Origin of the sequence: Aminobacter sp. BA135, from assembly GCF_050859125.1 — a bacterium.
Classification (GTDB): domain Bacteria; phylum Pseudomonadota; class Alphaproteobacteria; order Rhizobiales; family Rhizobiaceae; genus Aminobacter; species Aminobacter ciceronei.
In genome coordinates this window covers 5,354,580-5,378,307 of the sequence record NZ_CP139572.1, presented here as the reverse complement: position 1 = coordinate 5,378,307, position 23,728 = coordinate 5,354,580, and the positions used below count along the sequence as shown (strand labels likewise).

Sequence of the window (23,728 nt, the reverse complement as noted above, 5' to 3'; positions counted from 1 at the left end):
AAACATTGTGCCGATCGGCATCTCGATTGCATGGGGCGGGAAAAAAATGTCGACAACGCGGCGCAAAGAAGTCGTCGGTGAACTGGCGAAGCTCGATCGAGACGATCTCGAGAAAATTGTGCGGAGTCTTCTGAGCAACGGGGTTGCGTTGAGCTTTTATGGGAAGCGCACGGCGCTCGAAATCTATCGCCGCGTTCGTCCTCGCGTCACCAGGCGCGAACCGAAACTTCATGTGGGCAGTCCGGAGGATCAGGCATGCAATCTGCTCATAGAAGGCGAGAACCTTCAGGCGATGGTGACCCTCTACAAATATCGCGGAGGAGTAGATCTCATACTCACTGATCCGCCGTATAACACCGGCCAGTCCTTCCGCTACAATGACAAATGGGACGAAGATCCCAACGATCCCGACCTTGGTACGATTGTAGCCAAGGAAGACGGATCGCGGCATACTAAGTGGATCAAGGCTTTGATGCCGCGTCTTCAGATGATGAAGGCGATGCTGAAACCCTCAGGCGTCATTGCGATCTGCATCGATGATAATGAGCTTTTTCACCTCGGCATGATGATGGACGAGGTGTTCGGGGAAGAGAATCGTATCGCTATCATCAATTGGCAGAAAACCACCCCTAAGAACGCTCGTCACGTATCAACGGCAACCGACTATGTGCTTGTCTATGCAAAGGACAAGTCGCTCAGTACGACTAAATTGCTCGCGCGCTCGGAAAAGGCCGACTCCCGTTTCAGCAACCGCGATGACGACGAGATCGGCGAATGGAAACAGGGCGATGTGACCGGCAAGCGCAGCCCGACGTCGCACAAATCCAGTACCTATGCCATCCAGTCGCCCTTCACCGGCGAGCTTCATTGGCCGCTCGAGACACGCCACTGGGCGTTTGAGAAAGATACCATAAAGAAATGGCTGTCCGATTGGGGCTCTCCCTATGAAGAACGGGACATTGGTGACGGAAAGCCCAAGGCTCTCGTGGTGAAAGGTGCGCCTACTTCGCAAACCCTAGACTTCAGTGCCAATCATCCCCGCCTTGTGGAAGCAAGGCGAAAGGCGATTGCGCGCCTCGAGGCTGGTAACTGGCCGAAGCTTTATTTTGGGATCAAGGGCGATGCCCAGCCCATGCTGAAAGTCCATGCCGCCCATGTCAAACTCGGTGCTGTGCCGACGACCTTCTGGGTGGAGGAGGCTGATCCCGACAGACTTACTTCGATCGGTGCCGTCTCATGGGCCGCCCCGGAATCGGGTCGAAACCGCGAAGGAATAGAGGAACTCGATAGTGTCGTCGGCAAAGGCCATGGGTTCGAGACCGTAAAACCCATGCAGCTGTTCAAGAAGATCATCCAGCTCTGGTGTCCTCTCGGCGGACTAGTGCTCGATCCCTATGCAGGGTCGGGGACTACCGGCCACGCCGTCCTCGCGCTCAACCAAGAAACTGATAGCGACCGGCGTTTCATATTGGTTGAACAGGGCGCGCCCGAGAATGGCGATAAATATGCGCGGACGCTGACCTGGAAGCGGCTCAATAATGCCGTGACGGGTGAGAGGCCCAACGGTAGGAGTGCTGAACCTTTGGGAGGCGGGTTTGAGTACCGTCTACTCACCAAGACTATCGATGCGAAGACCGTGTTGTCGATGCAGAGAGACGAATTGATCGACATCGTGCTCACTTCGCACTGGGAGTCTCAGCGCCGAAGCGCCCCCAATCTGAGTGTCTTTTCCGACGAAGGGTATCAATATCTCATTGGGACCGATGATACCGGCGAGGGGTATTTCCTAATTTGGGACAATGGTGGGCCCGTCGGTTCGCTGGATCTGGAGACCTACCGAACCGTTGCAAGCGAGGCTAAGCGAGCTAGGATCCCGACACCCTATCACGTTTATGCGCGATATGAGACATACCAGTCGCCCAATGTCAGGTTCTGGAAAATTCCGGATCGGATTCTCGCTCACCTTGGGCTCAACGAAAACGACGAGTTCAACTCGCCAGAGGAGGCCCGTTGATGGACCTCTTCAAATTTCAGGAAAATGCCGCCAGTCAGATCGCATCGCGATTTGCCAATTATGTCGCCAATCCCCTGATGGTCGATCGCGTTACCACCGTGCCATTTCTTCAAACGCTGGTCTCGATAACCGGCAGCGGAAAAACGATCATTCTCGCGGATTCGGTTGCCCAAATCCGCGATTGGTTACCCTTGCAGCCGATTGTCCTTTGGGTCTCGAAAGGCCGGATCGTAGTCGCCCAAACCCATGCCAACCTCTCCTCAGGCCGTTATGCCGACAAGCTTCCGGGATTTTCGGTGAAACCGCTGCTGCAAGTCGCACCTTCCGATATTGAAGACACCGAGCAAGGTCTGCTTCTGGTGGCGACGGTCGGGAAATTTGCCGTTGAGGAAGAAGCCGGCAGCGATCGAAAAGTATTTGAAGCTCAGCTCGACCTCGCCAGTGAATCGCTCTGGGGTCTGCTCAAGCGACGCCGGTCGCGAAGCGGGACGCGCCGACCGCTGCTCATCGTATATGACGAAGGGCATAATCTGTCAGACCTTCAAACGCGACGTCTACTCGAGCTCTCGCCCGATGGCCTGATCGCTGCCAGCGCGACAATGTCGCTGCCTTCGCGCCTCGAGAATACGATAACGCGGCTACGAACGGATAGAGCTTGGCAGGATGAGGATTTTATCACCGCAGTGACGAGTAAGGACGTCGTTGCGTCAGGGCTGGTCAAGGAACGCATCGCCATCGGCGGATATGTGACGCCGATGGAAACTGCCGTTGATGCCCTGCTTGCCGATATGGCGGATGCACGGGAAGCAGCGGGACATCTTCCGATACCTTTTCGGCCTAAGGCTATCTATGTCTGCAGCACCAATGCGGTGGACGGCGTCCCCATTTCGGAGGATTTGAAACGGCCGTTTGACGAACGGCAGGCCCGGCCGATTCTCATCTGGCGTCATCTGGTAGAAAATGCCGGCATCGATCCTGAGAAAGTAGTCATCTATAGTCAGCTCAAATTCGCGAAAGAGATGCCTGCTCCGAAATCGATGCGGGTGTTGTCTGGCGGCGACCGAGACTATACCGACTTCATAAACGGTGATTTCGAGCACATCATTTTCAATCTCAGCCTGCAGGAGGGATGGGACGATCCCACATGCGGTTTTGCCTATATCGACAAGGAAATGGCATCGGCGCGGCAGGTCACGCAAGTGATCGGTCGCGTACTGCGCCAGCCTGGCGCCGAGCATTATAGCAATCCCTCGCTCAACACCGCGCATTTCTATATTCGAACCGACGAGCGCGGAGTCTTTGACGACATCCTTGAAGACGTCCGCAAACAGCTCGTTTCAGAGCATCCGGCAGTTGCGCTGACGATCAAGAAAGAGGGGGGCGGCCGCATCCTCGACAAGGTCAATCCCGACCCGCCTCGCACGGTCCCTACCATTGGTATTCACTCGATAAAAGCCAAGCAGCCGATCGCAGATATCATCAACAAAATGATGGATTTCTCATTGGGTGGCCTAAACACGGTTGGCCAGGGAAGTCGTATGCTCGTCCTTCAGGAAATCGGTGCGGGAGCCGAAGCCATTTTCGAGTGGACCGAAGTGGAGCATAGCAACAGGGTTACGGCTCGATCGATCTTCCGGCGCGAGCTGCACCGGTTGTATTCTGGAGCACTCCGCAGGGCGGGAGGGCCGATTAACCTAATTGACATCGAGCTTCCAAAATTCGATGCGTTGATCGAACTGACCAGCCCGGCCGCAGATCATGTCCGTGGGGTCGCGCGATCGGTAGTTGAAACCTACATTGCACATTCGCGAATTTTTCAGAATGATTTCGACGCGCCCTATTCTGTGGGACCGATAGCCGTCGATCGTGCCGACGCTGTCGAGTTCGGGAAGGCCTTGCATGGCCTATATTCCGGCCTAAACCCTCTTGAATTGCGGTTTGCCCGGGCTCTCGACCGAACCCAGCGTGTATGGGCACGGAATCCGAGGAACAGTGGATTCTATATCCCGCTGCTAGATATGGCCTCCTCTTCCACTTATTGGCCAGATTTCCTAGTCTGGGTTGACAAGGCCGTGGTCGCTATCGACACCAAAGGAGACCATCTCCTCGCCGAGGCGAGCGTCGGCAAACTGTTTGACATTGATACGCTTGGTGAGCCGGCAAAGGTGGTGCTTCGGCTGATCTCTGATGGCGAGGCCGAAGCGCTTCCCTCAGGTCAGATCAACCGCATCGGCAAGCAGGGATTTACAGTGTGGAGTTGGAAGAATGGACGCCTGCACGGAATTCATGCAGCCGATGAGAAGTCCGCGGTGCGACTTGCGCTCGATGTTGCGTGATAGGCGAATGCGCCGGCAAAGCAAGCCTGCAATCGCTATTGAACGACCTTCCCGTAGCCTTCAGGGTTTTTCATGGGTGGCGCATCTGATTTCGCCAGCGCCTTGTCAAAACGTTCCGCTTGTTTTCGCTCCACCGACTTCACAAGAAGGTCGGTTTGGAGATCAGTGAGGCTGACGTCGCCTTTGATGACAGCGAAGATCCGAACGAAAACGTAGGTGAGCAGGAAGCCGACAACGGCAGAAATTCCCGGCTCAATATACGGCGCCACCTTCACAGGAACGAACGTGGCAGCGACCATGGCGGTGTTGATTGCCTTCGCAAACACCAGCGATCCCATCGCTGAGAAGATAACGGCAATAAGCGCACGAAGAGCCCGGATGGACTGCCTAATCGCACTAGCGATTTGGCGGGCCTCATCGAGGGCGAACTGATCGGGATTGTTGAACGGCAAGCCCCTGGCAAGTCGCACGAGAACACCCGCCGCGATCACCGACATCGCTGTCAAAAGCGACGGCTTCGCAGCGTCCCAGAAGGCCACGGAAGCCAACTCCCACGCAGCAACCGCGCCGGCAATTGGAATGACAAGGTGGCTCCAATTAATCTTCATCATCTCAATATATGGCGACTACCCGACGATCTTTCCATCGTGGAGGAAACGGCGGTGAACTTCGAGCATTTGTCCAAGGGCGCTCTCAAGATCCAGTAGGCTGCTAGTATCAGACATCTTGCGCACCGTCATGTCAGCAGAGAGACGGGCGTCATCGCCTTTTATCTCACCGTCGCGCCCACGAACTTTCAGTTCGCCGTCCGGTGCATTTCGCAATCCGGCTGCAATATTGCCCATAAATTCCTTACCGAATTTTCTCCGGGTCGCACGATAGCCGATGTTCACGGTCACCTCCAACGGCGATTCTATCCCCAAGGCTTTCATGTGTTTCGACCTCAACCACTCTGCCTGGAGTTGCGGGAACCGGGGGCGGGGCGGGTCGAATGGTCTCGGGCACAAGCCCGCCGATTTCAATTGACCTTACATCACCCAGGTCTCCGCCAACCTGATCGCGGTCAAACTCCGCCTGCAATTCTACATATTGTGCCCCCGATATGGCGCCCGACTGATCCCGAAGCAGCCATGTCAAATATTCCTCCATCGATTTGGCTTGGAGGGTTACATGCTGAATTTGATAGAAGTGATCGCCGATCGCCAACCAGTAGGCGATGCCATGGAGGTATTCGTGCCCGGCTGGCGCCTTCGATTCCGCAATCGCCCAAGCCTTCATGACCTCATCCAGCGTTGGGTGAGCCGGATCGGCAGACAACTGGAGCAGGGCTTGCATTTCGCCTGGAGAGAAAAGGCAGATGTCACCGAAGACGTATTCGTCGGTCTCGTAAAAGTCATTCAGGAAGCGGCGATAGCCTTCCTGTTTTGGCACTTCAGCGATCCGGTGCTGGACGCTTTCACCAATACGCGACGCTCCCTTTCTGGTATTGAGGGCTTGCTGTATCTTGGCGCTCAAACTTTCCGACGGAAACTGGCCGTTGTCACGACGCAATTTCCTGTAGTGGATTTTACACCTCTTGCTCGACATCTAGCTTCCCCGATTCGTAAACGGGGTAGAGAAGAACACAAATAATCTATCTCGGCGAGGTTACTTTCTCCGCTGGCAACTGCAAAAATCACACGTACCGGCGGGATGGTCTCAGCGCCGGCATCAATCATGACACCACGCCGTTGGCCTTCATCATCGCGATCATCACTTTGAGGCTGTCGCCGACGGCAGCCTGAATTTCGTAATCTGTCGGCCCCGCCTGCACCCGGACCCATCCCCCTTGGAGCGTTTGCTGGTAAGTCTGAACTTGCACGTGCAGCACGAGTTGCCCAGGCACCATGTACATGTTGAAGAAGCCAAGTTCGTCTGAGATTCGCCTGTAGAGGCGATGGTGACCATCGATAATGTTGACACCATCGGACGCCATGACCGAAATCACGGGCTCATCGCGCCGTTTTCTGGTCATCTGGCTAACCCGGTTCTCATCGATTTCGACAAGCCGGATATGGTCCATTACGGCCGGGTCCAGCTTCGCCCGCAGAGGCTTTGCCTTCATAAGCTTCAACTCTCTCATCACGGCCGAGATGTTAAGCGTTCCGAACTTGGAGCTTTGGAATAGGTGTTCGCCAACGACAGAACCCCGGACGGCCATGCGGCCGTTCGGCGACGTGTAAGAATATCCGTTGCCATCTTCGTGCTGAAGGTAGCCGGGCGGCACCTTAGTGGAACTGTGCTGGATCATCATCGCAGGCCATCATATTGGCGGTCACGATTCCATCAATCTCCATCCCGATCCAGCGTTTTCCACGTGGCTGATATTAGACGGATATTAGACGACTTCGCCGTTGCCTGCTAAGCTATTGAAATCCTTGGTACGCCCAAGGGGAATCGAACCCTTGTCCCCGCTGTGAGAGTGCGGTGTCCTGACGGCTAGAGGATGGGCCCGCTCAAGAAACGACGATATAGGCTGACGGTAGGGTGAGGGTCGGGGGGCTTTACTTTACGGTAGTCTTCCGAAGCAGATTCTTTTCATTCTTCGTAGTATCTATTGTTTTGATGAAATGTATCCGAAGTTTCAAGTGGCGTGGAACGGATGTCGTCCCACTTTGCGATCTCATTGGCTTTCGCCGCGAGGCCGAGCCAAGCTCAAGACGTTCGCCAAGCGCACGCCTGCGCAACGGAAATTCCTGTTGACGGGATCGACACTCGGCGCCGGGGCCAGTCCTCGATGACGGCCGTGTGGAAAGTGCCAAGAGCGCCTGCAACGCTATGAAGCCGAGAAGTACGACTACGTGCAAAATCGGCGCCGGTGCAAGGTTTCGGCCTCAATGTTGGATACTCGACAGGATCGCAAACCTGCCTTCCGTTGCTTTTGCTGATGTTTTGCTCTGGCACGTTCGATGCAGGGGACCTCCCGAACGCAGCAGCGGATGTCTTCTATGATCAAACCCACGGATAAATGCTGTCGCCGCACTTATGAGCGTGCCCTCGCTGGTCGCCAAGCAGGCCGAAGGTCGGCTCATCACGGTCGAGGCGGGCAACCGAGCCCAGTTGCAATGAGGGACAGGCTGCGAAAGCATGTCACTGACCACGCGGGGGTTATCGAGGCGGGATTCTCGATGCCAGCCACGCGCAACATATCACCTGCATGAGTGCCGATCTCATCAGGGAGCCGGGATCCGCGGGCGCCACACCCGACAATACGAACGCGCGGACAAGCTATCGCAAGTCCGGCGGTGTCGACGATGAGTGCACGGAGGGCAGGCCCAACGGCTATGGCCGACATTCGCCGCCAGCGCCTGAATGGGAGACATCAGTAGGAGTAAGACAACTGGAGCTCTCTTGCATTGGGATCGGTGCTGGTCCGTCCAATTTGAGCCTTGCCTGTCAAATTCATGAGCAGGTTGGGCACGGGGCACTGTTCTTGGATCGGCAAGTCGACTTCCGCTGGCATCCAGGCAGCGCATTCGAGTCCTCAGAACTCCAGGTCAGTCACTTCAAGGATCTGGTCACGTTGGTGGATCCGCGGTCAGCCTATACTTTCATAAATTTTCTGCACGAGAACGGGCGTCTATACCACTTCCTGAATGCACAGTTCGATTCTGTGCTCAGGGCTGAGTTCGGACAATACCTGAACTGGGCGTTCCGCAGGAACCCACTTGTCCGCGGCGGCGAGACTGTCCACGAGATACGGTATGATGGCGAGTTTCGGGTGCGGACGGACGACGCGGTGCTTAGTGCCAGAAACCTGGTGGTCGGCATCGGCAAGCAAGCGCGGATTCCACCTCAATTTCAGGGCTGGATCGGACGCAACCTGTTCCATTCATCCGATTTGCTGCACATCCATCCTGAGGTGCGGCAAAAACATGTTTGCGTCGTTGGTGGAGGCCAGTCGGGAGCCGAGGTGCTGTTGCATTTGGTAGGTGGGCCAAGAGAACGGCGGCCTGCCTCGATCACCTGGGTCTCGCAGCGCGAAAACTACCTGCCCCTCGACAACAGCCCGTTCACAAACGAATTGTTCATGCCCTGTTTTTCGGATCGTTTCGCGGCAATGAGCGAGCCGCAGCGCAAGCTGTTCCTGCGGCGTTTCGTGCTCGCCTCGGATGGTATTTCGGATCGCACTTTGCGCGCCGTCTACCAGGCGCTGTATCGCCACGAATTTCTTGAGCCAGACTTATGTGACATCGCACTGCGGCCGGGTTGCAACGTTTCGCGCTGCATCAACGCCGGCGCGGGTCATAACTTGACGCTGCAGCGCGGCTTGGGCGACGTCGAAGAAGTCACGGCCGACATCGTCATCCTGGCCACCGGTTACGAGAACGCCGTGCCAAGCTTTTTGGAACCGATGGCGGATCGGCTGCAACAGACCGACAATGAGTTGGTCATCAACGAGGATTTTTCGGTGTGCTGGGACGGACCGCTTGACAGACGCATCTTCGTACAGAACGCCAATCCCGGGCAGCGCGGGCTGGCCGATCCGAACCTAAGCCTGCTGGCCTGGCGAGCTCGCCGCATTCTTGACAGCCTTCTACAGCGCGCGCCGTGCGCGAACCCTGAGCATCCTGGCTTCATCAGCCGTACCACCGTCGAGAGCTGGCCCGACCCGGTAGCCGAAGAAATGGGCAGCGGGATATGACTCAGCGACTACTGATCATCGGCGGTGGCATCCAAGGAATTTTATCCGCCTCCGCTGCGGCGACGGCCGGAGCCCGCTCCGAACTCATCGTGACTGAACATGCCCTTGGACCTATGGGCGCATCGCTTTATTCTGGGGCGTCCATTTGCCCCACGGTCGTCGAAACCGTACCAGGTCGCTCACTCGAAAGTGCGCACTGGCCCTGGCGGCCATGGCTGCGTCGGCCGTCAGCGGAGGCTTCCGGCTCGTAGCGATGCGTGTGGTGGCTGGACCGGGTGAGGTAAATGAACGGGACGAGCTTAGGGAAGCCCTGGGCCCGGCTTGGCCTGGGATGGCCAGTCTAGCGCTGAACTCTCCGCGGATAATATCCGTTCTTAGAGATCGATGGACTCATGCTGCCGACGTGCCCTCCATGATCGGCCGACCGGAACGGGAACTTGTCGTAAACATTCGCGTGGCCCACGGCTTGCTTCGCGTCAAGCTGCACGAAAGGTCGCCTTATCGGGCAGTCGCACCATCAACAGCATGCTCGGCGGTGACTCCTATAAAGACGTACCGGATCGACAAATCTTTACGAGCCTGGACAATCGCTCCATTGAGGAGGGACAACACAGCCTTGAAAATCCAGCCGGAGCGGAATGCACTTAGCGTCGCCGCCCACATGCCGTGGAGTATCGTCTCCGTGGGCCATACCCTGGCCAGCGCCCGACTGCCTCTAACCGGAATGTTCGACCAACCATTTTTTCCAACAGGAGGCCTTTCGCATGTTGACTGATGCACAAAGAGAAAAGTGGCAGAAAGACGGATACATCAGGCTCGAAAGGTTCTTCGATCCCGCGGCTGTGGAACGGATTTCAAGCTTTGTTGAAGACGTATCACGCTGGGATGTTAGCGATGATAAATGGCTGATGTGGTTCGAGAAGACGACTGATGATCGAAAGATCACCTCTAAGGCCGAGAATTTTCTGGACTTCCATGACCCATTGCGTCTTCTCCTCCTAGAAGATCAGCGCATAAACTCTGCGGTCGAGGATTTGCTTGGCGAAGATTCGCGCAGACTCAAGGAGTTGCTGATCTTCCACTATCCCGATAGCGGCGGTTATCGCCCGCATCAGGACATTTATCACATTCCATACAGGCTGCCCGACCGGATGGTCCATGCGATCGTTGCCATAGGCATTGACGATTCCGACCCGGACAATGGTGGCCTTTTCTTCAGCCCCGGCAACCACAAGAAGGGGGTATTTCCCATGGATGCCGGCGGGGTGATTGATCCTGAGGTCGCCGAAACATTCTCCTGGGAACCCGTAGTATGGAAGGCTGGCGACATCTTCATCTTCGACGATTATGCACCGCATTACTCGAAGCCGAATAAAAGCAGTCGTTCGCGGCGGACGCTCTACTTGGTGTTCCAGCGTGCTTCAACCGGTGGACCGACCCGCGCTGAATATAACGTGCTTAAGCGCGCCCTTAATCCGCCAGAGGGCAAAGTTGCCGATCTCGACAACCTCAAGCCCCCAAACGGCATTTTCTATCGCGATTGAGCTCACGGAACCAGGCGGGAATGCATACGAAACTGATCTACCGCCAAAAAAAATAGCGCGCAGAGCATGGCGTTCTGATTGCCGGCTACTGGAGCATCGTCCGCGGTCCGTAACGACGCTTCGCTATGTCGATCGTGCAAGTGTCGCCGGGCGGGCTTTTGTAACGCCTAAAGCCGCGCTGGCGCCGGTCATCGCCCGCCTGGGGCCCAGAGCCGGACTATTCTGACGGGGGGCCAACGTGTCGGGCTGCCGCTCTCTTCGCAACTTGCAGCAGAGGCCGTTGCGTTGGCAGCCGAAGATACCACTGTTTCAATAGCTGAGGTTCGTCTTGCGGAAATCCACGTTTTCTCGAACGGAGCTATCGCTGGCGTTCGGCATCGACATGGCCACCCTTGGAACGGGGAGCGCGGGTACCGGGTTTTCATTTGGCAAGGTGGCACCGGGCGTCACATCCGAGCCCCATCGGCACGACGAAATCGAGGCCTTCGTGGTCCTGTCTGGAGCGGGCAAGGTCAGGACCGACCTTGGGGAAATCCCGGTCGCGGCTGGCGATGTCGTTCTGTTCCACCCTTTTGAAGCGCATGTGCTGCACAACGATGGAGAGGAAGACCTAAATTTCGTCGATGTCTACTGGCGCGACGGCAAGGCCGCCCTCGAAGCTGCTGCACAAGTCGCGACTCCCCGCGGGCCGATCTTCGTCTTCTCCACGCCGCCGACGCCTAATGGCGATCTGCATCTGGGGCATCTTTCTGGCCCTTATTTTGGCGCCGATGTCTACACGCGTTTCCTGCGCATGAAAGGGGTCGAAGCCTATCACCTGACTGGAAGCGACGATTACCAGAGCTACGTGCCCACGCGTGCCGATGCCGAGCAATCGACGCCCGCAAAGGTGGCGCGCCACTACGGAGACGAGATTCGAGCCACGCTTGCGCTTCTCGACTGTGAGGTCCACAGCTTCCTTCCCACTTTGGGCGATAGCGCTTATGCAGAATTTCAAGCCGCGTGTTTCCGTAGTCTTCTGAGCAGCACGGCGGTAGATCTGCGCCAGAGCCCCGCGCTCTGGGATGCTGTGACAGGCGACTACCTTTACGAGCCGGATGTAAGCGGCCTCTGCCCCGATTGCGGCGGCTCCGCTGGTGGCAACATCTGCGAGGAATGCGGCGCACCGAACCTATGCCACGACCTAGGTGCAGTCCGGTCGCGGCACTCGGCGGAGGCGCCGGTGGTCGGCTCCGTGCGCCGTCCCGAACTTGCGCTGGAACAGCGCTACGACAATATCGACCGGCATTTAAGGGCGTCGGGCGCCCCCTTTCGGATCATGGACCTCTTCGCGCGTCTACGCCAACGTGGCGACTTTTCCGTGCCCATCACCCACCCGTCGGACTGGGGGCTACCGGCCGAGGGGTTCCCGGGGCAGGTGACCTGGGTCTGGCCAGAGATGGCGTTTGGTTTTCTTTACAACATCCAGGCGCTAGCTACATCGGTCGGCCGAGACTGGAATGCGGCCCTGCCCAGCAAGGACTGGCAAATTGTCCATTTCTTCGGCTTCGATAATTCCTTCTACCACGCCCTACTTTATCCGGCGCTTTATGCTGAGGTCTTCTCCCACTGGACGCCGCGCATCCGGTATCATGTGAACGAGTTCTACCTGCTCGACGGTCAGAAGTTCTCGACAAGCCGCGGCCATGCGGTCTGGGGCAAAGATGTTCTGGGCCAAAAGACAGTCGATGTCGTGCGTCTTCATTTGGGCCTGACACGCCCGGAAGGTGAGCGGACGAACTTCACCCTGGACGCGCTACGCCGCACGGAGAACGAGGTGTTCCAAGGAATCTGGCTGAATTGGCTTGATGCGCTGCACTGGGAAATCAAGCAGAACTTTGGCGGCTGCGTGCCCGATGCAGGCGACTGGGCTCCCGCCGATCGCGCTTTCTTTGCTCGGATAGAGATCCATCGCGCGGCGATGGAACGCGCCTATTCGGACGATGGCTTCTCGGTCCGGCGCGCGGCCGCGCAGGCCTGCGATTTCGTCAGCGATTGTGTAGTCTTTCGACAGTCGCAAGACTATGAAGCGGCGCGACGTCTCTATCCCGCCCGCACCCGCACTTCGCTCGCCCTTCAGACGACGGCCGCTGCGATCCTGGCGCAGACACTCGCACCGCTGATGCCCCGATTCGCCAGCACGCTGGCGCGAGGTATCGATGGCGTCTCGACCGAAACATGGCCCACGTCCGTCCGGCGCCTTGCGCCAGGAACGACCTTTGATCTCGGACCCGTGCTAGGCTTCTACGCCAGAGCAGACATTCCTGTTCTCAATGAGGAGGAGGCATAATAGCCTATCGTGATTTCGCCCAGATTTGGGCGGCAATCAAAGCCGAGGATGCCGAAGCTTTACTCGCTACCACTGGCTGCCCGAAGGCCACTCCCAGACCATAGGCACAAACACTGGCCGGCCTTAACCAACATATCGTCGAGACGCCGGCCCGCGCCTTGGAGGATCGCTCGGTTGACAGCTTTCGGGCGCTTGCCATTCGTGCGGCAAATGCCGAGCGGGCTGCACTGCGCTGACCAACTTTTTCGGAATCGCGGAATTTCCGACCTATAGCCAGCCGATCAAGAAGGTCATGCGGTTCGGGGCGCTGGGTCGGCCTAGCTGTGCGCGCCCGCGCTTCGCCGGCGGCGAATGATGCTAGATGAGCCGACGCCAACATTGCCGCAGGGCAGACAGCCAAGCCGCTCTCGCCCTCAAGCGTCTGACGCATGATGCGTGTCCAAAAGCTGACAGCAGCAGAAAACATGTCGGGTTCAAAACAACCGGCCGTCCTGGGCTTGTAAGGTTTCGAGGCAGAATCATCCATTTACTGCGGGCAACGCGCTGGCATGACGTTTGCTGGTTGAGATCGGCAATACTGAGTGAGGGCTGATCGCATGAGAACACGCAAGACTTTGATGGTCTCCTAACCGGTGTGTTCCGTTCTGAGAGAACCAGCTCGCGCATAAACGTCAGGAAAGGTGTGGGAATGGAGAACAACATGTTGCGTAGAGAGTCCCCGGCTCCTCTGATCAAAGTGGACGACTGGCTGCGTGGCTAACCTCTCACGGACTTTCAGCCCGGCAAGGTGTCGGGATGACAAGTGGAATGGAACCCTGATCAATTCGCCCATTTTCTGCGGCGCGCCCGCAGTAACTGTGTTCATGGTGCACAGGGTCGACGGTTTGCTCCAGGTCAGGGCTCGGACCTTAGACTTCCAACCGAATAGCCGCGGCGGCGATATTCGACGCGAATTTGGCCCGTCGTTGAAGACGTCACAGTCCAGGACCTGTTCAAGGTCGGCCCCAGGGGCAGCATTTACGTGGAATCGGCCTGGCGGGGCCGGACGTCGGCTGCGTAAGCGAGCCCGAAGTCAGCGTAACCGAAAGCAGAAATCCTCCGTTGAGGACGAGACCTGAAATTGAGGAAACGAAATGTCTCACGCAGCGCTTGGCCCTGCCGTCAACAAGGATGGCGAGGCCCTTTCCCGCCCGTTCGTCAAATGCCTCCTGCGGCTGATCCGTGCTCAGGATTTTCACGGCTCATGCCAACGGAAATCGGACACCGGGCTGCTGGCCGATTTCATTATCACCGAGGAACTGCGCCGGAATATCCACTCATTGGCAATCGGGATCCGGACGTGCTGTGGAGGCTCGACATGTCGGAGCTGGCGATCGAGGAGCGCTCAGGCGTGATGACATTGTCAACAACAGAAATCAAACGTCTGTCGAGACGTCTACCGATTCGCTTCGAGACTCTCCGGAAACTCGCGGATACCGGCGCGAAACTGGTCGGCGATGTGACTGCAGCTATTGCCTATCCCGAAGTGGCGCGGGCGTGAAGAAACCCATTTTCGAGGAAGGATCATGTCAAACCTGGATGAGATGGCGAAGAAAGTCCGAAAGCTTCAACTGCGCGCAGCAATTGCCAAGACGAACTTGCGCGATCTTGCCGAGGGTCTCCCGGTCAAATGGATTGAGATAGAGGAAGTCGCCGAGAAAACGCATGCCGTTTATGCCGAGTTGGATGGTGCCAGGAGAGAGCTTGCCAAAATGAAGACTTTGCGATGAGGAGCAAATTCATCAGCCGCGACGGCTCCATATGGGTGCCGGAATATCTGATCGCTATCGATGGCAAGATCTGTATCGGCTGCGGCCGCTGCTTCAAAGTCTGCTCGCGCGGGGTCATGCATCTTTACGGCGTCGATGACGCGGGTGAAATCCTCGGCGCCTGCGACGACGATGACGACGATTTCGACGGTGAGCTCAATCGTATGATCATGGTTGTCGACCATGCGGGCCGCTGCATTGGCTGCGGAGCCTGCGGCCGCGTCTGCCCAAAGAACTGCCAGACCCATGTCGCGGCCGACCAGATCGCAGCATGAGCTGCATGATTTGACGAGACAGACCAGGAGAACGGCGTTGAACTTCATGATCTTTTGTCGGCTCCTGGCGCTGCTCTTGTGCGGCACCGCTGCTACCGTTTACTTCGCTTCGCAGTCGATCCGTCTAACCGTCGTCGCCACGCTGGGCTGCTCGCTGCTGCTCCAGATGGTTTATTTCGCAAGTGTGCTCTTTCTGATTTGGCGATCCAGCTGCGCTGGCAAAGCCGGGCAAGGGAAAACGCACGGATTGAGTGGTCCCACCGCCACGAAAGTCGCTAGCTTACGCCACCTCCCAAGGTGAACCCGGCCCGGCAGAGAGCTCCGTCTCTGCCGGGCATGCCTTTCAGAGGACTCGCGTTCAGAACAGCAGCAAGTTCACGTCAGCAACACCGACACAGATTACCAATCAGTTGCTGGATACCGCTAGGACCGACACGCTCGTCAACTACAATCCGACGACTTACGGCCGCGGCGAGGCCAGCCTTTCGAGAGCGTTGGCACCCGTTTCGATCAGGTAGACGAGCACTTCGATCGAGCAACTGAAACCTCTGTGAGGCGTTGAGCGCCACAAAAATCGCCTCGCGGAATTCGGCTCGGCAACCGTGCGGTTCCTGCCGGTCCAATCGCAAACAAGAGCCACTGCGTTTTTATCGAAGTCTGTTGGTTTGGCGGTCTGGCTGCACTTGCAAAGCTGGCAAAAACGCAGATGCCGACCGCGTGTCGTCGTAGGTTTCCTAGGCGATGGTCGCCTCATCGCAGCATGGCGACATGGGGATCGCTTCGTCTCAATCGCAAGGAGAGCGCTGGAAATCCCCAAAGCTCTGATGGGTGGTCGGAGAGCGCGGCCGACCAATCCAAGCAGCGCTTATGGAACGAGTTTTGCGTGGCTATTTCAGCTGAATGATCATCGCCGGAGAGAATATGCTGGAAAAATTCGAGCGTTACCCGCTCACCTTTGGACCCACACCCATCGAGAAGCTCGACCGGCTCGGCAAGCATCTGGGTGGCAAGGTCGAAATCTACGCCAAACGCGAGGACTGCAACTCCGGTCTGGCGTTCGGCGGCAACAAGCTGCGCAAGCTCGAATACATCATCCCCGACGCGATCGCGTCAGATGCCGATACCCTTGTCACCGTCGGCGGCGTGCAGTCCAACCACACGCGCATGGTCGCCGCCGTTGCCGCCAAGATCGGCATGAAATGTCTCCTGGTCCAGGAGAGCTGGGTTCCACATGAGGATGTCGTCTACGACCGGGTCGGCAACATTCTCTTGAGCCGCATCTTGGGCGCGGAGGTGCGTCTGGTCGACGATGGCTTTGAGACATCGGTATCCGCCGCAGCTGGGAAAACGCGCTCTATGAGGTCAAGGCAAGGGGCGGCAGGCCTTATGCGATACCGGCCGGGGCGTCTGTTCACCCGAATGGAGGCCTCGGCTATGTAGGCTTCGCGGAGGAAGTGCGCGCCCAGGAGGAACAGCTAGGGTTTGCCTTCGACTACATGGTCGTTTGCACGGTCACCGGTTCAACACATGCCGGCATGCTCGTCGGATTCGCCAAGGACGGTCGGCAGCGCAACGTTATCGGTATCGATGCCTCTGCTACCCCGGCCAAGACCAAGGCGCAGGTGCTTAGCATCGCCCGACATACAGCGACCCTCGTCGAGCTCGGATCGGAACTTGTCGAGGATGACGTGGTGTTGCTCGAGGACTACGCGCACCCGCGGTACGGTATTCCATCCGAGCAAACCAAGGAGGCGATCCGTCAGTGTGCGCAGCTCGAGGGTATGATTACCGATCCCGTCTATGAAGGCAAATCGATGCAAGGGATGATTGACCTCGTCCAAAAAGGCTTTTTTCCAGAGGGCTCAAGGATACTCTACGCGCATCTCGGCGGCGCGCCAGCCATCAACGGTTATGGCTACACCTTTCGCAATGGCTGATGCTCGACAGATCTCCACGTGCTGTGCCCCCTGTAACAGCGCTGCGCCAAGTTTGACCGAAGGCCCGTGGGCGAACCTCAGCGGGCAGCTGTTAATTGCCGCCACGACGTGGGGTCGTGGTACTGGCATGCTTGGCAGTGTCTACCTGTGCTCAATGTGTCCTGGAGCCGCATAAGGAGGGAGAAGACATGGCCCTTTGACTTTCTTGTCATTTTGCGGTGCGGCGATAATCGTCGCAATTTTGATAAATTGTAAGCCACCGAAGATGTCGCGCAGATGCGGAGGTATCTTCTTGATCAAGTGTGGAACCTGTGACCCAAGCGGGCTCGATCTGGTCGTCGTCGGCGAGCACACAGCGGGACACCCCCAGCGCAGTGGTGAGCTGGGCCAAGCATGGGCGAGGCGAGGGAAGAGCCGTCCCCAGCGAGCGTGACAGCGGGCAGGTCGGTATCCGGCTTAACGAGGGCTTGCTCATACCTATTGCGAGCGTCGACGAGACTGTCGTCCCTTCGGCAATTTTGACCGAAAGGGCGCGTTCAGCCGGCGCGTTGCCTTCGGGCGGGTTCGTCCACCTGGCGCTCTTTTTAGCACTACGTGCGGAGGGGGGTGGGGGCTACGACGTAGCCGAGCCGCTCTATACGGAGGTGGCGCGCGCGAGGCGAGGCGACGATGAGGTCGAGTTTGTCCCCCGATCGCCTCTACGTAGCTCTAAGTGTCGACAGATCCATATCGGCCTGTTTCTCGATCTTCGAGACAGAGGGCTGCTTGATCTTGAAGGTCGAGGCAATCTCCCTGGGCTTCCCAGCCGCATGGCGCAGCTCTCCGAGGCTCTCGACCTCGTCCTTTAACTCTTCGAACGTGCTTCGACACGCTCCCGACGCTCCTCAGTGAGGGCTGCGATCACGTCATCAAGCTTGCGTTCCATCCCTTCCTCTCCTTCTTCTTCGCCGCCGTCCGGCGGTGATTGATGGCATTTGTCCAATGGCGTGTTGATTGGTGGCCCGGAACCGGAAGTCGCGTCTGGCCATTGCCATTGCCCGGGCGCTCATCCGAGACGGCGGGCGCGGCCGCTACTTCGACGGGACAACGATCGCACTGCTCGATCATCTCACACATCGTTGCGAGATCATCGAAATCGGACATGAATTCTGGCGCTTCAAGAACCGCGCCTGGTCACCACATCGCCCAAGACGATCCGCGCTCGCCGGGCTTCGCAACCCCGACCAGCTCCGCCCAGCGAGCGCTAAGCGCGATGCGCTGCAGCCAATTTTTACCGGGATATTCGCTGCGGCCAAGCAAGAGGGATACCTTCTCAAAAAAGCAAAACTGGACACATTGTCGATGTAGCACCGCCAAAGTGCTCTACTGGGTGGATTTGCAGAGCGCGATTGACGGGTATGTGAGAGGGTTTTCACCGAGCTGGAACGGTCCGTGCAGTCCAAAATGCGTTCATAGGAAAATACGATACTTGGCAAAAATGGCTGTTTGACCCGAATCTTTTCTTCCCAGTGGCTGAGCGGACTCAGATTGGTCGACGTCTGCAGCGTGATAGGTATTGCAATCCACGCTGCCCAAAATGGCGAGCAGTATCTGGCGGTCCTCAAGGGATTTGGCGGCCGCATCCTTGCGGTAGTCGATGACTTAGACGGGGATACTTATCGCGCCGTCCATGCCGCGCTTCGCTGGTGTGATCTAAATCCTTGCTTCCAGAAGAAGGACAGGGAGACGCCCAAGTGCGAAGTCGATCTCGTTACAGCGATTGAAGGTGGCCGAGACGCACCATCGCGAAAACTATCGGAAGGAACAAAGTCATGACTGAAGAATCACCGGCGAAATGACTAGCGGCAACGTGTCTGCGGATTTGGGCTTTGACAATCCCGAAGAGGAATTGCGGAAAGCCAAGCTCGCCCGCGAGATCCGCGCCACCATTATACGTCGGCGCCTCACTCAAGCTAAATCGGCTTAAATGCTTGCTATGAAACAGCCCGACATACGCGCCATAGTCACCGGGCGAACAGGCAGGTTCTCTATAGACCGCCTGGTGCGCGCCTTGATCGACACGATCATGTGGCGCGCCACGAGCCGCGCAAACGGTACGGACGGCCGCAGAAGCAGCCTAATCATTGGCGCAAGCGTGGGGTCCAGCTCTCGACAGGATCGTCTTCCTCGGAGATTTCCATCTCCTGGTCCTCCTGGCCTGTTTCGGTGCATACGAGGATCATGCGAACTGCCCTTTGCGCCCCAGTTTTCCTACAGGAAGCGACGCCGCGTCGCAGCGGTATGATGACCTTATCCGGACGACGTTGGCTCTTCCGATTCTTAAGTCCAAATGCTCTCTGGCGTGAGGATCTCGAACGGAACAATCCGCTGTTCGATTAGTCGTGTGTCCGTGCGTTCGATCATGCGCAGCATCACGTCGACAAGTTCTTCAGGCATCCTGTCGACGGGATGGCACAAGGAAGCAGTAATCAAGCCTTCGCTTAATCCCTTGCGTGTCTCGGGCCCGATGTCGCGGCAGACGATCCGGATTTTACACTGATGCTCTACAGCGTGCTCGCGCATGGCCCGCAGGACGCCGGAAATGCCGCCGCCATTAACGAAGATGCCCCTGAGCTCCGGCTCATCCGCTATCAGCCTGCGAACGATTGCATAGGCGTTCTTCGGCGCCTCATGGGTCAGGAGCGTTTCGCTGACGTGGAACTCGGGCGCGTGCTCGCGCATGTAGGAGCGAAAGCTCGCATCCGAGATGTCTTGGAACTGATAACGGTTGCTGCCGATGAGAGGAAAGACCTTGCCGGGCCGACCGGACGTCTGGCTGATAAACCATGCGGCGGTGCGGCCGGCCTTCCAGTTGTCGGTTCCCACAAAGCCGGCCCGGCTGGCGGCGGACAGATCGGTGACGTAGGCGATCACCGGAACGCCTTTGACGCGCAACTCATCAATCGCCTGGCCGACGAGCGGGTGATCGGCCGAGATCACAGCGATTGCATCGGCGCTTTCGCCTATCTTGAGCAGATTGGCAGCAACCGCTTCGGGGGAAGGGTCGTCCTCGAAGAGCACGTCTGGCTCAATAACCGCATCTGTGCGTCGCGCGCAGGCACCTAGAAGCGCCTCGGCCCAGATCCGGCAGAGCGGCCGGTGGGATTGCTGCATGAGAAAGCTCAAGTGCCGATGCGGGAGATTGTCCCGCCTGCGTTCGTGCAGCGGCCCCGAACTGCGGAACCCGATCTGCTGCGCTGCGCTCAAGATGAGGTCGGCCGTCTGCGGTCGCAGTGCGCCAGTTCCGTGCAAGAGCCTATTGACCGTGGAAACACTTACGCCCGCGGCTTTCGCCAGATCGGCGATCGTTGGTCTGTTCATCAGCCGCCTCTCATATGCAATTCGTGAATGACTTTCTTTCAAGTGCAAAGGCCATGTCAGCGGCGAAAGACGCGTTTCTTCGGATCCTTCGAGGAGAGGCCCGACATGTTGGACGAAATCTCCGCGCCGCCTGACGCCAATCGGCAAGATTGTTCGCCCGCGGCCGCCCGTTTTTCCCGATGGCACCACGCGCGCTGCGGTTGTGCGATCCGAAGCCGCGCGGCGCGCTGCAATGCGAAGGCGCAAATCTGGCTGACGTCAACGGACAGCGCTTTCTGGACCTCGACAACACTTTCGCCATTCTGATTGGCGCTTGATGCGGTCGCGCGTATCCTTCATGACGGCAGCCGCCTTTCAATTCGACGGCACATGAGATCGACTTTGCTGAATTACCTGCTCGATTGTCTTCCGGCGGTTGAGCAGATCATTTCGTCAACTTCGACACTGAGGCTGTGACGATCGCCATCAAGACGGCACGCGCATTCACTGGACGCAGGAGCATTGGGAGATCGAAGGCGCTTATCAGGATCCTATGATTGGGCCGAGGTAGGCCAGGGGAGGGATATCCGCAACATCGCGGCGCCGCAGGCGCCTGCGCCCGTGCCGGCTTACGCAGGCGCCGGCATCGATTGCCGATGAGGTCGTCATTCGTCGCTTCAATGATGCCAATGGTGCGGCCATGCTGGTTATGGGCCTGCATGGACGATCCTCCAGGATAAGGGCAGGCTCGGGCATCACCGCCTCTCGTCGAAACCACAACCTCCCCTTTTTCTTGGCGGTACGCTCCACGATCAATCCGACCGGGATTAAGGATAATAACCGCGGCCTGCTCGCCATGGTGCTGAACTCCCCTACTAAACAGCACCACGCGAACGGCAAAGATCATCAAGGTCGGTGGTATGGAACAGCCCTTCGAAACGGCATCGAAGGCGCCTACCCTGGTCGTGCTGAACACCAAAAAGAGAAGGAAACGATCTATGGAACAGATTGCCACCGTCGGCCTGGATCTGGGCGCTCACGTCATTTCATGGGCGGCCACCGGTGCCTCTTTGCGGGATCGGAATTGCTCCCATCCTACTGCGCGAAGATTACACTCGACGCAGGTCCCGCAACCGAAACCCCAGCTATGTCTATGCTCTCGGTCTCCGCTATAGCAAGTGTGGCTTCCCTCGCAGATGAGCTTCACCAGCGCCTCGCCGCCCAGCCAATCCGCCAGCGCCCAGGTCTGCGCCTTGTCGCGCCGCATGAGGGGTGTGTGAATGACGAAACGCGTCTCCATTCCAAGGTTCAGGGCAAGTTGCATTGCTTTGACTGCATCATCTCGACAATCCGGGTAGCTGAAACGATCCGTCTCGGACACGCCGATCACGAGGTGTTTCGCGCCCATCCGGTAAGCTGTCGCGGCCGCAAAGCCGAGGAACAGAAGGTTGCGGCCAGGCACGAAGGTATTTGTTAGACCGTTCGCGTTCAGTGCGACCTCGACGTCACGCGTGAGCGCGGTATCGCTGATTTGGCCGAGCACGGCCATGTCAATCATGTGGTCCTCGCCTAGTCGCCCACGCCAGGCCGGAAAGTCTGTTCGAATGCGCCCGAGCAGGTAGGGCCGCACATCGAGCTCGATCCGATGCCGCTGCCCATAGTCGAAGCCGATTGTCTCGACGCGCTCGAAGTTCTCCAGCGCCCAAGCCAGGCAGGTTGTCGAATCCTGGCCGCCGGAGAAAAGGACGAGTGCGGTTCCCGGATCTCGTTGCATCGGGTCAACCCTCGTATTCAGCCCAGCACAGCGGTGTCTCGTAGACTGTTACCGAGCACATTTGGCCAAGAAGCGGCTTGGTTTGGTTCCAGATCCAGACCGCAATGTTTTCCACTGTTGGATTGTCGAGACCCTCAATCTCATTCAGATAATGATGGTCGAGCCGTTGCAGAAGCGGTCCGAACACAGCCTCGACATCGAAGAAATCGATGACAAAGCCCGTATCTGGATCGACGGGCCCCTCCAGACGCAGTTCCACACGGTAGGAATGGCCGTGTATGCGGTGACAGCGGTGGGTTTCTGGCACCCGCGGAAGACAGTGCGCTGCCTCGAAGGTAAAAGCTTGCGTAATCTTCATGGGATTCCGAGAAATTTGTGGGTTTGAAGGCTCAAGCGCCAACGTGGGTTGGCAAGACAATAGGCCACTGCGGCGGCCGTATTCGCCTCGCGCTCGGGCCCATCCATCGGCTGAAGCAAAAGGTGCTCAAACGCGAGAACTTCGAAATGTTCGGGCTCCGCGCCAATCTGAGGATATACAAGCTTTAGCTCGTCCCCTGCCATGACCACGAGGGGTGCATTGCATTTCGGACTGACGCACAGCCAGTCGATGCCGGCGGGTGTGGGGATGGTACCATTGGTCTCCACGGCAATTTCAAACGCCAAGGAATGCAGCGCTTCCAGGAGTTCTTCATCGATCTGGAGGAGGGGTTCCCCTCCGGTGAGCACGACAAGACGCTGCCCAGTTCCCGACCCGCGCCAGGCTTGTTCGACCGCCAACGCAAGCTCCGGTGGGGTATCAAAATGTCCGCCACCGGGGCCATCTACCCCAACGAAATCGGTGTCGCAGAATCCGCAGAATGCTCTCGTCCGGTCGGCTTCGCGTCCCGACCAAAGGTTACAGCCGGCGAAACGACAAAATACGGCGGCCCGCCCGGCATTTCGTCCTTCACCTTGAACGGTGTAGAAAATTTCCTTGACCGCATATGACATTGCTTAAGCGGCCTTCGAGTGAGCAAGGGAGCATCTCTGCTGGCTTACGAGACGCGGCAAAAGATGGGAAATGTCCCACTGCACGTTCTGCAGCGCGTTCCACCGTCGAGGCTCGTTGCCGAAAACCCGTTCGGCCGAACTCCACACAGAATTAGGGTTCAGTGGGGGAAGGCTGCCGGGAAGGGTCTCTGGCTCCTCGAAGCCTATCACCAAGAGAAACGTCTCGATCTCGCCGCTCATCGCGAGGATGCCTTGACGAGCACGAGGCGTGAAAATCCTGGTGTCTCCTCGCAAGCTTGCCTCACAGCACGGAAGAACTCGCTCATCAGCCGCAAGCCGCGCTCCAGGATGAGGCGGTCGAGCGATGAGTATGTCGTGTGCGGCGGCAGGGCGCCGAGAAAATCCGCCATGTCCTGATCGGTGATCTGAAGGGCTTCATCGATGGTCTTGCCGACGATGAATTCGGTAAACGTCGAGGAAGCGGTTATGGCCGAGCCGCGGCCGAAGGTCTGGAACGTTGCGGCAGTAATCGTCCCGGTCTTGGGGTCGAACCCTATCATCAATTTAAGCCCATCGCCGCAGGCGACGGCGCCGACCTCGCCGGCCGCATTGGGGGTGTCCAAAGCGCCGACATTCTTCGGGTTGATGAAATAGACCTTGTCGCTGAAGAGGTAGACGTTGTCGGTGTCATCCCGCAT

18 protein-coding genes and 3 pseudogenes are annotated in these 23,728 nt (G+C 57.8%); 12 read left to right on the top strand and 9 right to left on the bottom strand.

Annotation, left to right across the window (positions count from 1 at the left end; all coding sequences use genetic code 11):
• Positions 1-7 precede the first annotated feature (7 nt).
• Together SLT36_RS26125 and SLT36_RS26120 are read left to right on the top strand one after the other, a co-directional pair.
• Positions 8-2,014, top strand: coding sequence for a site-specific DNA-methyltransferase (locus SLT36_RS26125; protein ID WP_432284959.1), 2,007 nt, complete (start codon positions 8-10; stop codon positions 2,012-2,014).
• Entirely contained in the window at positions 2,014-4,350 is a 2,337-nt protein-coding gene (locus SLT36_RS26120; protein ID WP_432284958.1) for a DEAD/DEAH box helicase family protein, read from the top strand. The genes SLT36_RS26125 and SLT36_RS26120 overlap by 1 nt, the downstream gene beginning before the upstream one ends.
• Before the next feature lie 35 nt (positions 4,351-4,385).
• Here the strand turns inward: SLT36_RS26120 and SLT36_RS26115 are convergent, their stop codons facing one another.
• The 4 genes from SLT36_RS26115 to SLT36_RS26100 form a co-directional block, all read right to left on the bottom strand.
• Positions 4,386-4,961: a hypothetical protein gene (locus tag SLT36_RS26115; protein WP_432284957.1), complete on the bottom strand. Its 576-nt coding sequence runs from the start codon at positions 4,959-4,961 to the stop codon at positions 4,386-4,388.
• A gap of 15 nt (positions 4,962-4,976) precedes the next feature.
• Positions 4,977-5,243 (bottom strand): hypothetical protein, encoded by a 267-nt coding sequence (locus SLT36_RS26110; RefSeq protein WP_432284956.1) that lies wholly within the window; start codon positions 5,241-5,243, stop codon positions 4,977-4,979.
• A complete protein-coding gene (locus tag SLT36_RS26105; RefSeq protein WP_432284955.1) occupies positions 5,203-5,937 on the bottom strand; it encodes a hypothetical protein in 735 nt (244 codons plus the stop codon). The genes SLT36_RS26110 and SLT36_RS26105 overlap by 41 nt, the downstream gene beginning before the upstream one ends.
• Before the next feature lie 127 nt (positions 5,938-6,064).
• Positions 6,065-6,643: a hypothetical protein gene (locus SLT36_RS26100; protein WP_432284954.1), complete on the bottom strand. Its 579-nt coding sequence runs from the start codon at positions 6,641-6,643 to the stop codon at positions 6,065-6,067.
• Between the two features lie 1,086 nt (positions 6,644-7,729).
• On the opposite strand from SLT36_RS26100, the gene SLT36_RS26095 reads away from it, so the two are divergent.
• The 9 genes and pseudogenes from SLT36_RS26095 to SLT36_RS26055 all read left to right on the top strand — a co-directional run.
• A complete protein-coding gene (locus SLT36_RS26095; RefSeq protein ID WP_432288496.1) occupies positions 7,730-9,034 on the top strand; it encodes a lysine N(6)-hydroxylase/L-ornithine N(5)-oxygenase family protein in 1,305 nt (434 codons plus the stop codon).
• Between the two features lie 764 nt (positions 9,035-9,798).
• The gene (locus SLT36_RS26090) at positions 9,799-10,578 is read left to right on the top strand and encodes a phytanoyl-CoA dioxygenase family protein (protein WP_432284953.1); all 780 of its coding nucleotides are present in this window, start codon (positions 9,799-9,801) and stop codon (positions 10,576-10,578) included.
• Positions 10,579-10,906: 328 nt separating this feature from the next.
• Positions 10,907-12,907, top strand: a complete 2,001-nt coding sequence (locus SLT36_RS26085; RefSeq protein ID WP_432284952.1) for a class I tRNA ligase family protein — start codon at positions 10,907-10,909, stop codon at positions 12,905-12,907.
• Positions 12,908-14,040: 1,133 nt separating this feature from the next.
• A pseudogene (locus SLT36_RS26080) lies at positions 14,041-14,447 on the top strand (DUF269 domain-containing protein).
• Positions 14,448-14,472: 25 nt separating this feature from the next.
• A complete protein-coding gene (locus tag SLT36_RS26075; RefSeq protein ID WP_027033222.1) occupies positions 14,473-14,676 on the top strand; it encodes a CCE_0567 family metalloprotein in 204 nt (67 codons plus the stop codon).
• Positions 14,673-14,990, top strand: coding sequence for a ferredoxin III, nif-specific (gene fdxB / locus SLT36_RS26070; protein WP_432284951.1), 318 nt, complete (start codon positions 14,673-14,675; stop codon positions 14,988-14,990). Before SLT36_RS26075 ends, fdxB begins: the two co-directional genes overlap by 4 nt.
• Entirely contained in the window at positions 14,899-15,291 is a 393-nt protein-coding gene (locus SLT36_RS26065) for an exopolysaccharide production repressor protein (protein WP_432284950.1), read from the top strand. The genes fdxB and SLT36_RS26065 overlap by 92 nt, the downstream gene beginning before the upstream one ends.
• Before the next feature lie 620 nt (positions 15,292-15,911).
• Positions 15,912-16,927: pseudogene (locus SLT36_RS26060) on the top strand (1-aminocyclopropane-1-carboxylate deaminase).
• 971 nt (positions 16,928-17,898) lie between these two features.
• Positions 17,899-18,097, top strand: a pseudogene (locus tag SLT36_RS26055) (hypothetical protein); the annotation flags it as partial.
• Between the two features lie 1,149 nt (positions 18,098-19,246).
• On the opposite strand, the gene SLT36_RS26050 reads toward SLT36_RS26055, so the two are convergent.
• Positions 19,247-20,287 carry a LacI family DNA-binding transcriptional regulator gene (locus SLT36_RS26050; RefSeq protein WP_432284949.1) on the bottom strand — a complete coding sequence of 347 codons (1,041 nt, stop codon included), beginning with the start codon at positions 20,285-20,287 and terminating at the stop codon, positions 19,247-19,249.
• A 149-nt stretch (positions 20,288-20,436) separates the two neighbouring features.
• Here SLT36_RS26050 and SLT36_RS26045 point away from each other — a divergent pair, with 149 nt between their 5' ends.
• The gene (locus SLT36_RS26045) at positions 20,437-20,604 is read left to right on the top strand and encodes a hypothetical protein (RefSeq protein ID WP_432284948.1); all 168 of its coding nucleotides are present in this window, start codon (positions 20,437-20,439) and stop codon (positions 20,602-20,604) included.
• 698 nt (positions 20,605-21,302) lie between these two features.
• On the opposite strand, the gene queC is transcribed toward SLT36_RS26045, so the two are convergent.
• The 4 genes from queC to SLT36_RS26025 all read right to left on the bottom strand — a co-directional run bounded on the left by queC (position 21,303) and on the right by SLT36_RS26025 (position 23,728).
• Positions 21,303-22,040: a 7-cyano-7-deazaguanine synthase QueC gene (gene queC / locus SLT36_RS26040; protein WP_172234307.1), complete on the bottom strand. Its 738-nt coding sequence runs from the start codon at positions 22,038-22,040 to the stop codon at positions 21,303-21,305.
• Between the two features lie 4 nt (positions 22,041-22,044).
• Positions 22,045-22,398: a 6-carboxytetrahydropterin synthase QueD gene (gene queD, locus SLT36_RS26035; protein ID WP_432284947.1), complete on the bottom strand. Its 354-nt coding sequence runs from the start codon at positions 22,396-22,398 to the stop codon at positions 22,045-22,047.
• The gene (queE, locus tag SLT36_RS26030) at positions 22,395-23,030 is read right to left on the bottom strand and encodes a 7-carboxy-7-deazaguanine synthase (protein WP_432284946.1); all 636 of its coding nucleotides are present in this window, start codon (positions 23,028-23,030) and stop codon (positions 22,395-22,397) included. The genes queD and queE overlap by 4 nt, the downstream gene beginning before the upstream one ends.
• A gap of 236 nt (positions 23,031-23,266) precedes the next feature.
• Positions 23,267-23,728 (bottom strand): iron-sulfur cluster assembly scaffold protein, encoded by a 462-nt coding sequence (locus tag SLT36_RS26025; RefSeq protein ID WP_432284945.1) that lies wholly within the window; start codon positions 23,726-23,728, stop codon positions 23,267-23,269.